Origin of the sequence: Candidatus Tisiphia endosymbiont of Melanophora roralis (assembly GCF_964026575.1) — a bacterium.
GTDB lineage: Bacteria > Pseudomonadota > Alphaproteobacteria > Rickettsiales > Rickettsiaceae > Tisiphia.
Genome location: NZ_OZ032161.1, coordinates 1,332,959 through 1,348,911 on the forward strand (window position 1 = coordinate 1,332,959; position 15,953 = coordinate 1,348,911).

The window sequence follows — 15,953 nt, forward strand, 5'->3', positions numbered from 1 at the left end:
TATTTGCCTCGCATTTGCGTTCATTGAAATATATTTATGAGGGAGTAAATTATACTACTCATTGGAGTTTTCTCCCCCAAGATTGAAACACCCCACCTGCACTTTGTATAACCGTCTTATCTTGAATAATCTGATCCATTTCTTTTAGCATCTTTTCTATTTCTAAATTATTGATCAACTTATGCTTAATAAAATGTTCTTTTTCTTCTAACAGAGATAATTTTAATAATAATTTTTCTTCAGCCCCATTAAAAACTGGTTGATGAAAATCAAATTTTACATCTGTTAATTGAAGACTACACAAAGTATTAAATAGCTTTATACCATAAGAATAATCTACACTAAGTCTTTTTTCAATTTTATGTAATAATTCTTTATATTGTTCTATTGAACGAGCATATGGATAATTAAATATGGCTTTATAATCATGCTCTTCACATGCAATAGTTCCGCCTAGCTTTAATAAACTTAACATATTATTTAAGGCTTTTTGAGGATGTGTTAGATGTATGAGTACAAACCTACAATATACGAGATCATATTGCTCATTACCCTGATAATCTTGTATATCTGCAACTTGGTATTCAACAATATCGATGTTTTTACTACTTAACTTACTTTTAGTAAGCTCTATCTGTTTCTGGCTTATATCTAGGCATAATAGTTTGCCATCTTGTCCAATTTTCTGATATATTACATCAATAGACTCCCCCGATCCACAACCAATAATCGCTACTTTCATACTAGGACGAAGTTCTAACCTGTCTAATAGAATATTAGTATATTTACCATATATTTTATTCAGAATACTAAGCCTATAATCCGTTTCATTGCCAGTTGCCAAAATATAGCTATTCTTTTTTCCCATTATATTTTATATATCTATTTTTTAGTAAATATATTGCTGATTTGGTTTATTGATAGCAAGAGAAAATAATATAGAAAATTGAAATAATAAATTCTTGGTTGTAACAATATCACTAGTTCTCAATAGAATCTGAAAATTTTATTTCACAAATTAATTACTATTTTTTTTGCTAATATGCTTAGTGATTATTAGTAAATATGCTACAATGCGGTGAATTCAAGTAATTTATTACATTTTATGTTTCAAACATTAACTCAAAATCTAACGAAAATTTTTGATCGTATCAAAAGAAGTGGTACTTTATCGGAGTCCCAAATAAACGATACTATGCGTGATATTAGGATTGCCCTTCTTGAAGCAGATGTTGCACTACCGGTAGTTAAGGATTTTATTGCTGAAGTAACATTAAAAGCTACAGGGCAGGAAGTCATAAAATCAGTAGCCCCAGGGCAGATGATAGTAAAGATTGTCCATAATGAGTTAATCAATATATTATCCTCATCTCTAGATGAAAGTAGTTTACAGCTTAAATCTGAACCGCCGGTAAATATTTTAATGGTTGGTCTACAAGGCAGTGGAAAAACTACAGCAAGTGCCAAATTAGCACTTAGGCTAAAAAATCAAAATAAAAAGGTACTTTTAGTCTCTCTTGATATTTATAGACCAGGTGCTCAAGAACAGTTAACTATCCTTGGTAAATCTATAGGGGTAGATTGTTTAACTATTGTCCCCAACCATACTCCTATAGATATTACGAAAAGAGCTTTACACGAGTCAAAATTATCTGCCTATGATGTCGTTATTTATGATACAGCAGGTAGGTCGCAAATCGATGATGAGATGATGAAAGAAGCATCAAATATAAAAAATTTAATAGATCCAAAAGAGATAATTTTGGTGGTTGATGCAATGACTGGGCAAGATTCGGTACTTATAGCCAGCAATTTTGATCAAAAATTAGGGATTACCGGCGTAATTTTATCCTGCATTGATGGCGATGCCAAAGGTGGGGCGGCTCTAAGCATTAAACATGTTACCAAGAAACCTATTAAGTTCTTAAGCGCTGGCGAGAAATTGACAACTCTAGAATTATTTGACCCAGAACGCATAGCTTCAAGAATATTAGATATGGGAGATATCATCTCCTTCGTTGAAAAAGCAGCAAGCATAATAGACAATCAAGAGGCAGAAAGAGCGGCTGCTAGACTTAAAAAGGGTAAATTTGATTTGGAAGATTATCTAACGCAAATGAGGAGTATAAAGAAACTAGGTGGATTCAGCAGTATGATGAGTATGTTGCCTGGTATTAATAAAATTATCGATAAAGTCGATCAATCGAAATTAAGTGGCAAATTAATAGACCACCAAGAAGCAATAATTTTATCTATGACCCCAAAAGAACGAAAAAACCCAGATTTGCTAAATGCCTCACGTCGAAAACGTATCGCTGAAGGCTCTGGAACATCAGTCCAAAAAGTGAATAGTCTATTGAAGCAATTTAAACAAATAAGTGGTTTCATGAAAAAGGCAAGCAATATGAATCCCAAAAGCCTAATGCGTAGTGGTATAGGCAACTTATTTAAATTATGATAACCTGAATTAGCATAACTGGAGATTAAATGCTTAGCAAGGTATATAACGATCTTATTTTACAGATTAAAGCTAATAAATATGATTTTCTAAGGTTTGATCTGATTAAGCAAGATGCCATAAAGGATCTCGCAGCTCAGCTTGCTTTAAAATATGATATTGTGGTAGTTATAGGTTTTGGTGCGTCTTCTCTAAATGTTAGAGCATTATTAAGTATAAAGGCAGTAGCTACTAAAAGGCTAATATATCTTGATAGTTTAGATCAGTTGGAAATTGATGAGAAACTGGCATTAGTTGATTTAAGTAAAGCCGTCTTTTTCTCATTGAGTAAATCTGGGAACACAAATGAAACCTATTTATTAACTAAGTATGTTTTAGAAGTTTTACACGTTCCCCCTCAAAATATTTATGTAATAGTACCGTTTAGTAATAATTTATTACGTAATTTAGCAGAGTCTTTTGGTACAAATTGTCTAGAACATGATAACATTCGTAGTGGAAGATTTGGCGTAATTTCTAATGCATCTTTGCTCCCAACCGCAGTTGCAGGAGTTGATGTACATAAAGTCGTACTAGCTGCTTCAAAAAAAATATCAGATATTATTCTTGATGGATTTAATATTTGTGAGATAGCGGAGTATTACCTTAATCAATATTCTTTAAATAGACATATGTTAGTTATGTTTAATTATTGTTATCAATTAGATGGTCTATGTAGATGGCAACAACAGATTATAGCTGAATCACTTGGTAAGAATGGTTTTGGTATAACTCCTATAATAGCAAAAGGAACATTTGATCAACACAGTCAATTGCAGCTTTATTTAGAAGGTCCGGATGATAAATTTTATCAAGTTATTACTAACAAAGCAAGCTCAGATATTGAAATAGCTCTAGCTGCTCATGCTAATAATATATATAATGCATTAGGTCAAGTCAAACGACCAGTAATGCTAGAGAATTTTGTACATATCGATGAACAGGTAATTGTAGATCAAATTATTCACGTAATGTTGAGTACTATCCTAATTGCAAATCACCTAAAAATCGATCCATTCAACCAGCCATCTGTGGATGAATATAAGAAGGTATAACAAACCTATTTCGCATCAGGAAGATCTGCAAGTGCTGAATTAAACAATATAGAAAGATTTTTCTTATCCACTTTGTCATTATCAGAAAAACTAGCAATAGTGGTGTCAATCATATCACTAGACAGTCCTACCGAGTGTGTCCATAGTACCCTACCAGTTGGTACATCAAGAATAGCTAATCTAACTCGCGAAAATTCTGATGGGTCTAAATTGACTCTACCAGTTATACATCCCTTCAAAATCTCTGTACAAAAATCCTTAGTTACTGCACCAGATGTTTTACTCTCCGCATAGAAATTCATTACAACTAATAAATCAGCTCCAGCTTTCTCACCAAGATCAACTGCAGAAGAAATTTTTTCATCAATAGAATATGCCGCATCCTCTTTCCAAGCTCCACTAGCATAGAGTATATTTAGAGTTTCATCAAAATTATCCTTAATGTCAACGACGTATTTTGACAGTTTGTTAGTACCAATTTCTGTTCTAGAGAAAAGTTTAATATTATACCCTTTGTCCTGCATTTTGGTTATGAATGTATCTACAATATTTTCTTCAAGGCGATCCTCATAACTATAAACTCTCGTTTTTTTGTTAAAAGCATCAATTTGATTTACTTCAACTATTGGTGGTAAAAGCAAAACAATTTTGGACTTAGTTAGTGATTGCGAATAATCAGGTGCAGATCTAACAAAAGTCGTCTTAGTACAAGCCGATGTAGAAAAAAACAGTAAAATTATAAAGAAAATTCTGACCATTAACTATGTATTTTTATTAATTTTTATATGTAGCTGGAATGAGTCTAGATCTCTTCTCAGAAAGAATAACTAGAACATCTTGCCCCTCATTTATCACAGGATTAGTTTTATCTTCTCTAGCCTGCACAATGGTGATAATACCTGTTGCACGTACAGCTGCTATAGCATTTCTTAGAAGTCTGCTACCTTCGTAATAATCGTCTTTCAAATTCGATCTATTAACCTGTACGATATATTCTGTACCTTTTGATGCCCCCAAAGCAGATTGCATTATTGCACCAGTAACACCTCCAACAATAGCACCACCAACAATTATAGCCGCGTTATTAGTTCCGCTAGCAGCAACCGCCCCACCAGCGACAGCACCAGTTAGACCACCAACTGCATTATCACCAAGTCTTTCATCCTCTGTGATTTTGATATCTCTTTTGGCAAGAAGCTTTCCTTCCAATACAATATTTAATGTTGAATCACTAGTATATGTATTTGCCGCAAGATTCCGACCACAACTAGAAATAGTAGAAGCAATTATAAGAATCAAAAAAGTATATAAAAGTTTTTTAATCATAAAATTATTATTTTTATATTGCTAATAAAATTTAAGAATAGACTTCTTTCGAAACTCGCTTATGCTGAGAGATTTGAAGGAGACGCGGAACGCAGAACCGCAGCGTACTCTAATGTACGTGAGGATTCGAGTACCGCATCGACGTACAAATCACCAGCAGAAGTAGAGTTTCGAAAGAAGTCTAATGAATTAATAAGTAAGATTATACTAAATGTACAAAGATACATGCAATAAATTACTATCTCCAGTTGCCAATTAAACTGAATAATTTTTGAGGAATTTTTAGGAAAAATGTAGCTGAATACCGCAAGCAGTACGCAGATGTATGTGAGAAACGGAAGCAAATTTTGACGACAAAATTACCACAAAGAATCCGTTCACAACACTATCATTACTTTGATGACAAAACTACTTCTAAGTTGTATTTCTAAATTGCACGCAACAATTGCACGCAACAATAGACCTCTTACAAAATTCTCTTCTGCGGAATTTGCAGGAGAGCCTAAACCTCACAACTGTTGAAAGTTAGTAAATACAGCTTCTCTATACGTCTATTAGCGAGGAGACCGTAAGGCCGACGAAGCAATCCAGTAACATCATTTATCTATAGATTGTTTCCTAGATTGCTTCGCTTACGCTCGCTAATAGACGCTGTGGTATAGGTATTTGTAAACTTTCAACAGTTATGGCCGAAACCTTAACCCGCAAGCAGTATAACAAATATACGTGAGGATTTGAGTCTAATCCCAACGCCCAAATTACCAGCAAAAGTAGAATGATCCAAGAGGTTTAATACCATTTCCCAAAATTAAATTGCTACTCGGAGTACGAGTGTCGGCTACCTTCGCGTACAACTAGGTATGTGAGGAGCGGAGATCATGAAGTACGACGACGTGATGATTAATTTTCGGAAATGGTATAATAAGTCTATTGCAGATGAGTCTTTACCTGCACCACTATATCTGCAAAACCTTGTGGGTTGTTAACTGCCAATTCAGCTAGCACCTTGCGATCGATATCTATGGCAGCTTTTTTCAGCCCACCCATAAACTGTGAATATACTAAATCATGCTCGCGTACTGCTGCATTGATTCTTTGTATCCAAAGCCCTCTAAAATCACGCTTACGATTTCTACGATCTCTATAAGCATATTGTAGAGCTTTTTCAACTTTTTCAATTGCTACCCTAAAGCAATTATTCGATCTTCCCCTATAACCTTTAGCAAGTTTGAGAATTTTTTTATGACGATTTTTTGAAACTTTTCCTGATTTTACTCGTGACATATCTCACCTATTTCCTTATTTAAATTATTAAATTCCATATGGAAGAAAGAATTTTTTCAAGTTCTTTGCATCTTGATCGCAGAGAATTGTTGTTCCTCTAAGGTTACGAAGCTGAGATTTTGTACGACGTCGCATAAAGTGCTTTTTTCCAGCTTGAGTGGCACAGACTTTGCCAGTAGCAGTAAGCTTAAAGCGCTTTTTTACCGCTGATTTTGTTTTTAATTTAGGCATTATAATTCCTTTATTTGGTATTTTAAGATCAGTCTAGCAAAAACTAGGCATACCAAAGCCACGTTGCTAATAGACGTAAGTATAATATTTTTAAGCATTATTGCAAGTCAATTTTGCAAATATTTTGGCAGGGCAGTTTAAAAGTCCTAACTAATGATAGAAAAGTTTGTTTTTTAAAAAGATAATTGCTGTTTATTTGGATCGCCACGCCACTTTGTGGCTCGCGATGACAACTAATTATTTCTATAATTTAGTATTTTCTATCATTAGTTGGGATTTTTAAACTGCCCTGCATGAGGTTAGCATATTAACTATATGAAATTATTAAAAAAGCTGTATTACTAAATAAATATACGTAATACGCGAATTCGGGATAAGAATTAACTAATTCTTATCCCGAATTGGGGTGTAATGTCTAGATAATTGTTTGAAAAGATGGATATCACTCCTGAATATGCTAACTAATCATACACGTTCTTATTTTATTTGTTTATTCTTGCTAGGAATAGTTGCAGGGGTAAATTTTTCTTTAGTATCATTTACTATTCATTACCAATTATCACAGGCGGGATATTCAACTGATATTATTGGTGCAATGTTTCTAACATCTATTCCATATTGCTTAAAACCAATATGGGCACCGTTTATTGATAAATATTCTATACCTGTTATATGTCAAAAATTTGGTCAACGTCGTGGATGGACACTAGTTACCCAAGCATGTTTATTAGTCACTATTAGTGGATTTTTAATTATAGATCCCCCTGTTAACATAATTATTACCGCAATTTTAATTTTTATTATTTCCTGTTGTGCAGCAACTCAAGATGTTGTTTTAGATGCATACCGTATAGAACGGACTGTAAAAAAAGAAGAACTCTCAATTGCTACAACTTTTAATTCAACTGGTTTTCGTATAGGAATACTTATTAATAGTACAGGGGCATTATATTTATCTTGCCTCTTTAATTGGTACTTTGTATATCTATGTATCTTTCTTATAACAATGGCTGCACCTATAATAACCTTATATATGCAAGAACCTATTACAAAAAAAACTCAACACATCTCTACTGATTTAATTTCACCTGCACAATATTTTCAAGTCATTGGTGATAGCTTACTATTGTTAAAACGAAATCATCCAAATTGGATGTTCATTGTACTGTTTGTCTTTCTATATAAAGCAAGCGACTCAATTCCTATGGCAATGAGTTCGCCAGTGTTTATTGACTTGTCTTTTACCTCTCAAGAAATTGCTTCTATTTCAAAAGCATATGGATTCATGCTAATGATCTCTGGAGGAGTCATTAGCGGTATTTTAACTGCAAAAATAGGAATATCTCGAAGCATCCTAATATGTGGTAGTCTACAATTACTGTCACCCTTAATGTTTGTGTTCTTATCTATGGTAGGTCATGATATGCTTATATTTACTATAACAATTACTGTACAGAATTTTTGTTGCGGGCTTGGTAATACAGCGATTCTTATTTATTTTTCTAGTTTATGTAGTAGCGAATTGATAGCCACACAATACTCAATTATATCTTCTTTTGGCTCCTTCGTCCGGATTATTTTATCCTTTTTATCTGGTATTTGTGCAAATTATATGGACTGGCCTCAACTTTTTTTATTGACTACGTTATTTAGCATGTTATTTGTACCAGCCTTTTTAAGGATACGTAAGATTTAATAGATTTGATACTTTACTATGCTATACTGTCTATGATTTCAAGAGTTGACAAATTCTTATCCCAAATTCGCGTTACTAGAAGTGATTATGAGCAGTTATTTTGAGTTATTAGATGTAGAACGAAAATATAATATTGACTTAAATATATTGGATCGCCAATATTTTGCTGCACAGTCAAAATATCATCCAGATAGAGCTAAAACTAACAATGCGAGGCAAGAAAATTTGGCTATCTCTATTGATATAAATAAAGCTTATTCAATTCTTAAAGATGATTTAGCACGAGCTGAGTATCTTCTACTTTTAAACAATATAGTCTTGGATGAAATAACGTTTAGGCAAGGTATCTCAAAGGAACAATTAAATGTTGTGTGGAGTGAATTAGAACTTGTTGAAACTACTCAAGAATTAACTAAGTTAGAGCATATGCTAAATAACAAAATCCTTGAAAAAGAAAAACTTATTGAATCTCTAACTATTGCATTTCAAGATCAAAATATGCAAGACGCTCTTGATATTACCATAAAATTTAAATATCTTAAAAATTTAATTAATAATATTCAACTAAAAATCAAGTCATGCAAATAATAGAAATTAGCGAAGCTGGCTCTTCTAACCCACATGATAAGGATATAGCAGTTGGTATTGATTTTGGTACAACCAACTCATTGATTGCTTTATCAAATAAACAAATAATACAAATTATCATAGATGATCATGGCCGAGGACTTATACCATCAGTTATAGCATTTCATGGTAAAGACTTTATTGTTGGCAATGATAATATAATTGACAATTTTCGTTCTATTAAAAGACTTTTTGGTAAAAAACTATCTGATATACGCAACAACCCTGTTCTTTTTACTCTAGTGAAAGACTATATTGATTTAGATAGTGAAATTTTACGAATAAGGTTTGCTGGAAAATTACTGACGATTCCAGAAATTGCCGGACAAATCTTTTTGTACTTAAAGAAACAGGCTACTCAAAAATTGAATTCGGAAGTCAAAAAAGCTGTAATAACCGTGCCAGCACATTTTAACGATGCTGCTAGAGGAGAAGTAATGCTAGCTGCAAAAATTGCAGGGTTTAGGGTATTACGGTTAATTGCAGAACCAACAGCAGCAGCTTATGCATATGGTTTAAATAAAGATAGTAGAGGGTGTTATTTAGTGTATGACCTAGGAGGTGGTACTTTTGATGTATCAATTCTAAATATGCAAACGGGCGTATTTCAGGTCATTGCCACTGGTGGAGATAATATTTTAGGTGGTGATGATATTGACCACTTAGTGATGAGATATTTTTGTGATAAATATAAATTACTAGAATCTAGCGAGTTAATAAAATTAGCAAAAAAAGCTAAAGAAACACTTAGTGGTCAAAATAAATGTGCTATGATATACGAGGAGGCGACGCTATTGGAGTTAGATCTAGAAAATTTTGAGCAGTTAATGTTACCATTGGTAGAACGTACAATATCTATTACTAAAGATACGCTAGAACATGCAGGAAATCCTAATATTTCAGGTATCATCCTTGTTGGTGGTTCAACTCGCATACCCTTAATTAGTAAAAGTTTAGCACAAACGTTTAATACTATTATTTTCTCGGATATTAACCCAGATAAAGCGGTAGTATGGGGAGCAGCCCTGCAGGCAGAGAACCTAACTTCGGCAAATGTTAATTCCTTATTAATCGATGTAGTTCCTTTGTCACTCGGTATCGAATTAAATGGTGGTATTACTGAGAAAATCATTCTTCGTAATAGCCCCATACCGATATCGGTTACTAAGGAGTTCACCACTTATGTAGATAACCAAACTTCTATGAAGCTACATGTGGTACAAGGAGAGAGAGAAATGGTAGAAGATTGTAGGTCACTGGCAAAATTTGAACTAAAATTACCAATGATGAAAGCAGGAGGAGTGAGAGCAGAAGTAACATTTTCTATTGATGCAGATGGCATCTTGTCAGTGTCAGCTCTAGAAAGAAATAGTGATATATCACATGATGTTTCGTTAAAACCAAGTTATGGTTTAAACGAAAGTGAAATTACCGAAATTCTAGAAAATGCTTATCAAAATGCTGCTAGTGATCATAATAAGAAATTATTGCAAGAAACAATTATTCATACAAAATCTTTGATTTATAATATAGAAAATGCTATTAGAGAAACACCAAATATTCTTGCAAAGAATGAAATGAAAAAAATTGATACTGCAATTAACACTCTGAAAGAAGCAATAGATTCAAATGATCGTGATTACATTATAGAATGTAGCAAAACTTTTGAGACTATAACGGAGCATTTCTTTTATGAAAGATTAAATAGTGCTACTTTAGACTTACTGAAAGGTAAGCATATTGATAAAATAAGATGATTGTTTTAAAAAAGAGGAATGATAATTAATGCCTAAAGTAATTTTTATTATAGACAAAGATGGTACGGAAAAAATAGTGGATGCCCCTCTCGGATTGTCTATTTTGGAAATTGCTCATCAAAACAACATCGATCTTGAAGGTGCATGCGAAGGATCACTAGCATGTGCCACTTGCCATGTTATTGTAGATGAGGAATTTTACCACAAATTAAAAAATCCTTCTGAAGCAGAAGAAGATATGCTTGACTTAGCGTTTGGTCTTACCCATACTTCAAGACTTGGTTGTCAGATTATTGTTAGTGAAGAACTTGACGGTATAAGGGTTCGCTTGCCATCTGCTACCCGTAATATTAACTTATAATTGAGTATATAGAGTGATACGTAAAATTTTGTTTTTTATTTGTTTAATTTACACCATAATATGGTTTGGCATTGCTTATACTATCAAAAGCAATATAGTAAATACTATAAAAAATTCAGAGACAGATAATACTAAAATATCTTATAGCCAAATCAAAGTTTCTGGCTTCCCTATTCGCTTTCAAATTCGTTTAGTCGAGCCAAAAATAAAATTTATCGATCATGTTAATTCCAAAGAAATATCTACTGAGGAAATGACATTTTTGTTTGATTTTAGTTTTAAAAAGGCTAGATTGATTTTAGGAGAACAAGGGATAAAACAACAAGAGAATTTTGATGGTAAATTAATAGAGTATAGTGTTCAGTCCAAGGAATATATTACAGCACTAGTTAAATTTAATAAACCTATATATAAATTATCCCATGGAGATAGTTTAAAATCTATCGTAAAGTTTCTGCAAGTTAACAATAAATTATTATCCTTCATTCAGGAAGATAAGGAAATTTTTAATATTGCTGATTTAGTTTTCCTAATCAATAAGGCAAAATCTCAGGACGGTGAAAATATAGCTCTACAATTACGTTTGTTGTACTCTGCGGGGGAAGATTTTTTTAATTTCAAAACAGCACAGCTTGATTTAGCCACACTGATCAATATTGCTACTAACCAAGGTAAAGATACAAATTCTATCAGAAATTTAAATATCGATCGTTTAGTTTTTTCTTGTGATGATAATGCCCAAGTAGATTTGGTAGGGTTCTTACAATTTTCTGATAGTAAGTTACCAAAAGGTAAATTATCTTTTGAATTAACTAATTACCATGATATCATCGATAAATTGATTCCTAACAATTTGTTATTACCTAAAAAAATGGTCAAAACTATCATTGAGAAAGCTGTTGATTCTTCTTTATTTGGAGTAGTTAAGACAGATGATAATGAATTAGCAACTTATGAAAAGGTGAAATTTGATATTGAGTTTTCTGATAATGGTATACATATAGGTTCAATTAATTTGCTTGAGTTTAAACTAGAGGATAGTAAAGTAGATGAAGCTATAGAAGAGAACAACACTGAAAGTTAACAAGAGTTCGATATAACTCGATAATCAAGTTTTTATTGAGTTATATAATTCATGGCAGTTTAAAAATCATGAAAAGAAGTCGAGAAGATGTCATCCCCGCGTAAGCTTTGCCTACGTGAATCACTAGTATGTCATTCTTAGCAATGGTGCATAGGCGTCAACTTAAGAGCGTAATGATTGAACATGTATAAACAAATTAAACACAGTCGTCATAGCAAGGCATCGTTAGATGCCGTGGCGATCCAAATAAACAGCGAAGCTGTTTTTTAGAGTAACGCTTCGCGTATCTTAGATTGCCGCGTCGCCGCTTGCAGCGGCTTCTCGCTAATAGACGTTTAGGTTTGATTTACTTATACATGCTCAATCATTACGCTCTTAAGTTGACACCTATGAGCAATGGCGGGAATCTAAAGAAACAGACAGAAAAGGTGCTTTAGACATTCTAGATTTCGCTACCTGTGCGGGAATGACATAAACTACCATGAATTGTAGCCTTCAGAAAAAAACTTGATTATCGAGTATAACTTGTTATATCGAATTAATGGTAAATTTAAGGGGGTATTACTATGAAAAATGTTAAGGAAGTATTTTCAGATAGAACCTGTTACAAATTTTTGGATAAGCCAGTTGATAGAGCGTTACTTGAAGAAATTTATAATATAGCAAAACTTGGTCCTACTTCAGCTAATTGCTGCCCTTTGAGAATTGTTTTTGTTCAGAGTTCAGCTGAAAAAGATAAATTGTACAGATGCTTAGTTCCAAGTAACGTTGAAAAAGTTAAGTCAGCACCTGTTACAGCCATTTTTGCTTTTGATACTAAGTTTTATGAATTAATGCCCAAGTTATTTCCTCATGATGCAAGTATAAAAGATTATTTTGCTTCTTTTGAGCAGATTGCCCTAGATACCGCAATTCGCAACTCATCATTACAAGCAGCTTACTTGATGATTGTTGCGAGAAGTAAGGGATTAGCTTGTGGTCCTATGTCGGGGTTTAATAAAAACGCTATAAATAGTACTTTCTTTAGCAATTCAACTTATCAAGTAAATTTCATATGTAATATTGGTTACAAAGATGGTGATGCCCCTTTCCCACGGCTACCAAGACTCGATTTCAATGAATGCTGTAAGATTACCTGAGCATCCGTAATGGAAGTCAATAAAAAAATAGTAACTTAACATAAATTTTCATTCCAAGAAGAATTATTTTTGACAATAGAGTACATAAAAGCTAGTAATTTGCGCATAACAGCAACAAGAGCAACTTTTGCTGGTTTATGTTTAGCAATTAAGTGGTCATAAAAATTGCGTAGGTGCTTATTACATCGTAAGGCAGCTACTGCAGCCATATAAAGAACTCTTCGAAGATTACCTCTACCTGCAAAAATACTTCTTCTACCTTTATAACTACCGCTTTCTCTAGCAAAAGGAGCAAGACCTACTAAAGATGTTAACTGCCTAAAAGTAATATTGCCAAGCTCCGGTGCTTCACATATTACAGTGCTAGCAAGAGTAATGCCAACTGCTGGAATAGAAGTAAGCCAATCAATTTTATCCTTTATTTCTTGAGCTTGAGAAATTAATTCTTTAATACTGTCATCAATCTCTTGTAATTGTTCTGTTAAACTAGCAATATGCTGGTTCAAAGATAAAATGACGACCGCATTAAACTCAGTATCCTGCCTAGCAATTTCTTCCTGACTTCCGCAGATTTTTTGATATTAGTTGTTATAAGTGGCATTAGTAAGGAGGTGAAGTGGTACTCTCGTTCTATTGTGCCTAGTAGATATTTTATTATTGACTTTAACTGCGATGTTGTTTATTATTTAATTAATTGAATATAGCCCCATATTTTATAGCCCTAATATGTACATACGTCGTAAAAAAAGTCCTAATAGTCCAAGGCAATCTATCCAAATAGTAGAAGGTTATCGTGATAGTAAAGGTAACGTCAAACAGCGTATAGTACGTCATTTAGGAGTCTTCGTAGATGAAGTAGAAGAAGCTAAATTAGTCGCTTTAGCACAGGATTTGATTGCCAAGATTAAAGCTGAGAGAGAAGCTGCAACTGGGCAGGGGAATTTGTTTACTGATGATACTAACGAGGTTAAAAGAGGTCGTCCAACTAACAAACAGTTAAAAGATATTTTACCTGTTAATGAAGTAAAACTAAATGAGGTTGTAGAAGTCAAGCGAGTTGTGGAAGGGGTGCATCAAATAGGTGGGCATGTTTATGATCAGCTGCATTTTAACCAGTTACTAGCAAGGAAACGTGATGCTGGGATGCTGAAGGATTTAGTATTAGCCCGCATGGTAAGACCAGATAGTAAAAAAGGGATAGTTGAGTATTTAAGCGATCAATTTGACAAGCATCATGATCTAGATGCTACTTATCGGATGATGGACAAATTACATGAGCAAATACCTAAAATTAAAGAATTATGCTTTAAAAACACCCTAACCCTGATTCCTAATAAAGAGATTAGCCTAGTATTTTTTGATGTCACTACACTATACTTTGAATCAGTAGAAATAGATGAGCTAAGAGCCTTTGGCTATAGTAAAGATCATCGCTTTAATACTACGCAATTAGTTCTTGCCCTAGCAACTAATGAGGATGGACTGCCACTGGGGTACGAATTATTTAGTGGCAACACTGCAGAAGTTAGCACCTTAATTAAATCAATTAACAGTTGGCAAGCTTATCTTAAGGTTAAAGATGTCTGTTTTATTGCTGACCGGGCAATGTTTAGTAAAGCTAACTTGCAAGCTCTCGATGAAGGTGGTTATCGTTATATTGTGGCAGCAAAGCTTAAAACACTCACGAAAGAAAAGAAGCAACAAATATTATCAGGGGAAAACTATAAGCCAACTGTTATAGGCAATGATCTTACCTGGATTGCCGATTTAGAACATGAAGGTAAGCGTTTAATTACCAGTTATAAATCTAAAAGGGCTATTAATGATGCACAGGAGCGACAAAAAATTTTAGATAAAATTAACAAAACTATCGGTGAGTTTGGTAATACCAAAAAACTTATATCTAATAGTGGAGTAAAAAAATATACTTCTAGTGAAAATGGCAAGAGCTATATTGACCCAAAGAAAATAACAGAAGATGGATTATGGGATGGCATACATGGGGTAATCACCAATGACCAAACTATAACTCCACATGAAGCAATAGCAAAATATGCTAGATTATGGGTAATTGAAGAGCAATTTAGAATCAATAAACATAATTTACAAATGCGTCCAATTTTTCACTGGACTAAACAAAGGATAGAAGCACACATAGCTGTGTGTTATATGAGTTTTGCAGTGCTTAAAACTATAGAATACAAGGTTGCTCTGACCCAAAAGATCAGTGTAACTAACATCGTTGAATTATTAATATCAGTACAGGCTTCAATCTTAAGACATACAAAGACTGGTGATCTTTATAGACTACCAAGTGCAATAAAAAACGAAGCTAGAAAAATCTATAAAACCTTTAACATCAAACGTTCAGACCATGCTGCAATATATTTAAAATAACAAAATAATGTTGTGCCTAAATTTTAAAAATCCCAGCACTATGAGCCTTCTAAGCTTATGCCTTATTAAAAAATGCGGAAGTCGGGAGATAAAATGACGACCGCATTAAACTCAGTATCCTGCCTAGCAATTTCTTGATTCTTAAATACTAATAATTGTTCTCTTCTTTTTAATAAAGCATGTAACTGTTGTTGGCTATTACTATCATAAGTAACATTCACTGGTAAAGCAAAGCACGTTGCATAATCATGCAACAATTTACTATCGATATTATCAGTTTTAGCAAGCCATCCTTTAGCTTTAGCATAACTACGCACTTTATTAGGGTGTACTGTAGCAAAAGGCAATTTATTTATTTTTAAAAATTCTCTTAAATTATGTTCATATCCACCAGTAGGTTCAAAGACAACAATTAACTCAGATAAGGCAGTATAGTGTTTATTAATGGTGCTAAGCATAGTAGTAAAGCCTTGTTGGTAGCTGGTATATAGATACTTAA

The 15,953-nt window shown here is 33.3% G+C and carries 17 protein-coding genes; 10 read left to right on the forward strand and 7 right to left on the reverse strand.

Annotation, left to right across the window (positions count from 1 at the left end):
• Positions 1-58: 58 nt before the first annotated feature.
• Positions 59-868 (reverse strand): class I SAM-dependent methyltransferase, encoded by an 810-nt coding sequence (locus tag AAGD53_RS06440; protein ID WP_341762626.1) that lies wholly within the window; start codon positions 866-868, stop codon positions 59-61.
• A gap of 237 nt (positions 869-1,105) precedes the next feature.
• Between AAGD53_RS06440 and ffh the strand changes: the two genes are divergently transcribed.
• Both ffh and AAGD53_RS06450 read left to right on the forward strand, forming a co-directional pair.
• On the forward strand, positions 1,106-2,458 hold the full coding sequence (ffh, locus tag AAGD53_RS06445) for a signal recognition particle protein (protein ID WP_341762627.1): 1,353 nt from the start codon (positions 1,106-1,108) through the stop codon (positions 2,456-2,458).
• Between the two features lie 29 nt (positions 2,459-2,487).
• The gene (locus tag AAGD53_RS06450; RefSeq protein WP_341762628.1) at positions 2,488-3,552 is read left to right on the forward strand and encodes a hypothetical protein; all 1,065 of its coding nucleotides are present in this window, start codon (positions 2,488-2,490) and stop codon (positions 3,550-3,552) included.
• A gap of 5 nt (positions 3,553-3,557) precedes the next feature.
• Here the strand turns inward: AAGD53_RS06450 and AAGD53_RS06455 are convergent, their stop codons facing one another.
• A complete protein-coding gene (locus tag AAGD53_RS06455) occupies positions 3,558-4,310 on the reverse strand; it encodes a hypothetical protein (RefSeq protein WP_341762629.1) in 753 nt (250 codons plus the stop codon).
• 16 nt (positions 4,311-4,326) lie between these two features.
• On the reverse strand, positions 4,327-4,878 hold the full coding sequence (locus tag AAGD53_RS06460; RefSeq protein WP_341761670.1) for a hypothetical protein: 552 nt from the start codon (positions 4,876-4,878) through the stop codon (positions 4,327-4,329).
• A gap of 18 nt (positions 4,879-4,896) precedes the next feature.
• Between AAGD53_RS06460 and AAGD53_RS06465 the strand changes: the two genes are divergently transcribed.
• Positions 4,897-5,112, forward strand: a complete 216-nt coding sequence (locus AAGD53_RS06465; protein WP_341762630.1) for a palindromic element RPE1 domain-containing protein — start codon at positions 4,897-4,899, stop codon at positions 5,110-5,112.
• Between the two features lie 693 nt (positions 5,113-5,805).
• Here AAGD53_RS06465 and rplT read toward each other — a convergent pair.
• Both rplT and rpmI read right to left on the reverse strand, forming a co-directional pair.
• On the reverse strand, positions 5,806-6,162 hold the full coding sequence (rplT, locus tag AAGD53_RS06470; protein WP_341747957.1) for a 50S ribosomal protein L20: 357 nt from the start codon (positions 6,160-6,162) through the stop codon (positions 5,806-5,808).
• A 27-nt stretch (positions 6,163-6,189) separates the two neighbouring features.
• Positions 6,190-6,393 (reverse strand): 50S ribosomal protein L35, encoded by a 204-nt coding sequence (gene rpmI / locus AAGD53_RS06475; RefSeq protein ID WP_341747956.1) that lies wholly within the window; start codon positions 6,391-6,393, stop codon positions 6,190-6,192.
• Positions 6,394-6,847: 454 nt separating this feature from the next.
• On the opposite strand from rpmI, the gene AAGD53_RS06480 reads away from it, so the two are divergent.
• From AAGD53_RS06480 to AAGD53_RS06505, 6 genes are all read left to right on the forward strand, one after another.
• Positions 6,848-8,089 (forward strand): MFS transporter, encoded by a 1,242-nt coding sequence (locus AAGD53_RS06480; protein ID WP_341762631.1) that lies wholly within the window; start codon positions 6,848-6,850, stop codon positions 8,087-8,089.
• Positions 8,090-8,176: 87 nt separating this feature from the next.
• The gene (gene hscB / locus AAGD53_RS06485) at positions 8,177-8,677 is read left to right on the forward strand and encodes a Fe-S protein assembly co-chaperone HscB (RefSeq protein WP_341762632.1); all 501 of its coding nucleotides are present in this window, start codon (positions 8,177-8,179) and stop codon (positions 8,675-8,677) included.
• On the forward strand, positions 8,668-10,473 hold the full coding sequence (hscA, locus tag AAGD53_RS06490) for a Fe-S protein assembly chaperone HscA (protein WP_341762633.1): 1,806 nt from the start codon (positions 8,668-8,670) through the stop codon (positions 10,471-10,473). The genes hscB and hscA overlap by 10 nt, the downstream gene beginning before the upstream one ends.
• A 28-nt stretch (positions 10,474-10,501) precedes the next feature.
• A complete protein-coding gene (locus AAGD53_RS06495) occupies positions 10,502-10,834 on the forward strand; it encodes a ferredoxin family 2Fe-2S iron-sulfur cluster binding protein (RefSeq protein WP_341762634.1) in 333 nt (110 codons plus the stop codon).
• Between the two features lie 13 nt (positions 10,835-10,847).
• On the forward strand, positions 10,848-11,918 hold the full coding sequence (locus AAGD53_RS06500) for a hypothetical protein (RefSeq protein WP_341762635.1): 1,071 nt from the start codon (positions 10,848-10,850) through the stop codon (positions 11,916-11,918).
• A gap of 566 nt (positions 11,919-12,484) precedes the next feature.
• On the forward strand, positions 12,485-13,057 hold the full coding sequence (locus AAGD53_RS06505) for a malonic semialdehyde reductase (RefSeq protein ID WP_341762636.1): 573 nt from the start codon (positions 12,485-12,487) through the stop codon (positions 13,055-13,057).
• A 35-nt stretch (positions 13,058-13,092) separates the two neighbouring features.
• Here the strand turns inward: AAGD53_RS06505 and AAGD53_RS06510 are convergent, their stop codons facing one another.
• Positions 13,093-13,563: a transposase gene (locus AAGD53_RS06510; RefSeq protein WP_341762637.1), complete on the reverse strand. Its 471-nt coding sequence runs from the start codon at positions 13,561-13,563 to the stop codon at positions 13,093-13,095.
• 220 nt (positions 13,564-13,783) lie between these two features.
• On the opposite strand from AAGD53_RS06510, the gene AAGD53_RS06515 reads away from it, so the two are divergent.
• Positions 13,784-15,454: an IS1634 family transposase gene (locus AAGD53_RS06515; protein WP_341762638.1), complete on the forward strand. Its 1,671-nt coding sequence runs from the start codon at positions 13,784-13,786 to the stop codon at positions 15,452-15,454.
• Between the two features lie 65 nt (positions 15,455-15,519).
• Here the strand turns inward: AAGD53_RS06515 and AAGD53_RS06520 are convergent, their stop codons facing one another.
• A complete protein-coding gene (locus tag AAGD53_RS06520) occupies positions 15,520-15,912 on the reverse strand; it encodes an IS110 family transposase (protein WP_341762639.1) in 393 nt (130 codons plus the stop codon).
• Positions 15,913-15,953: the final 41 nt, after the last annotated feature.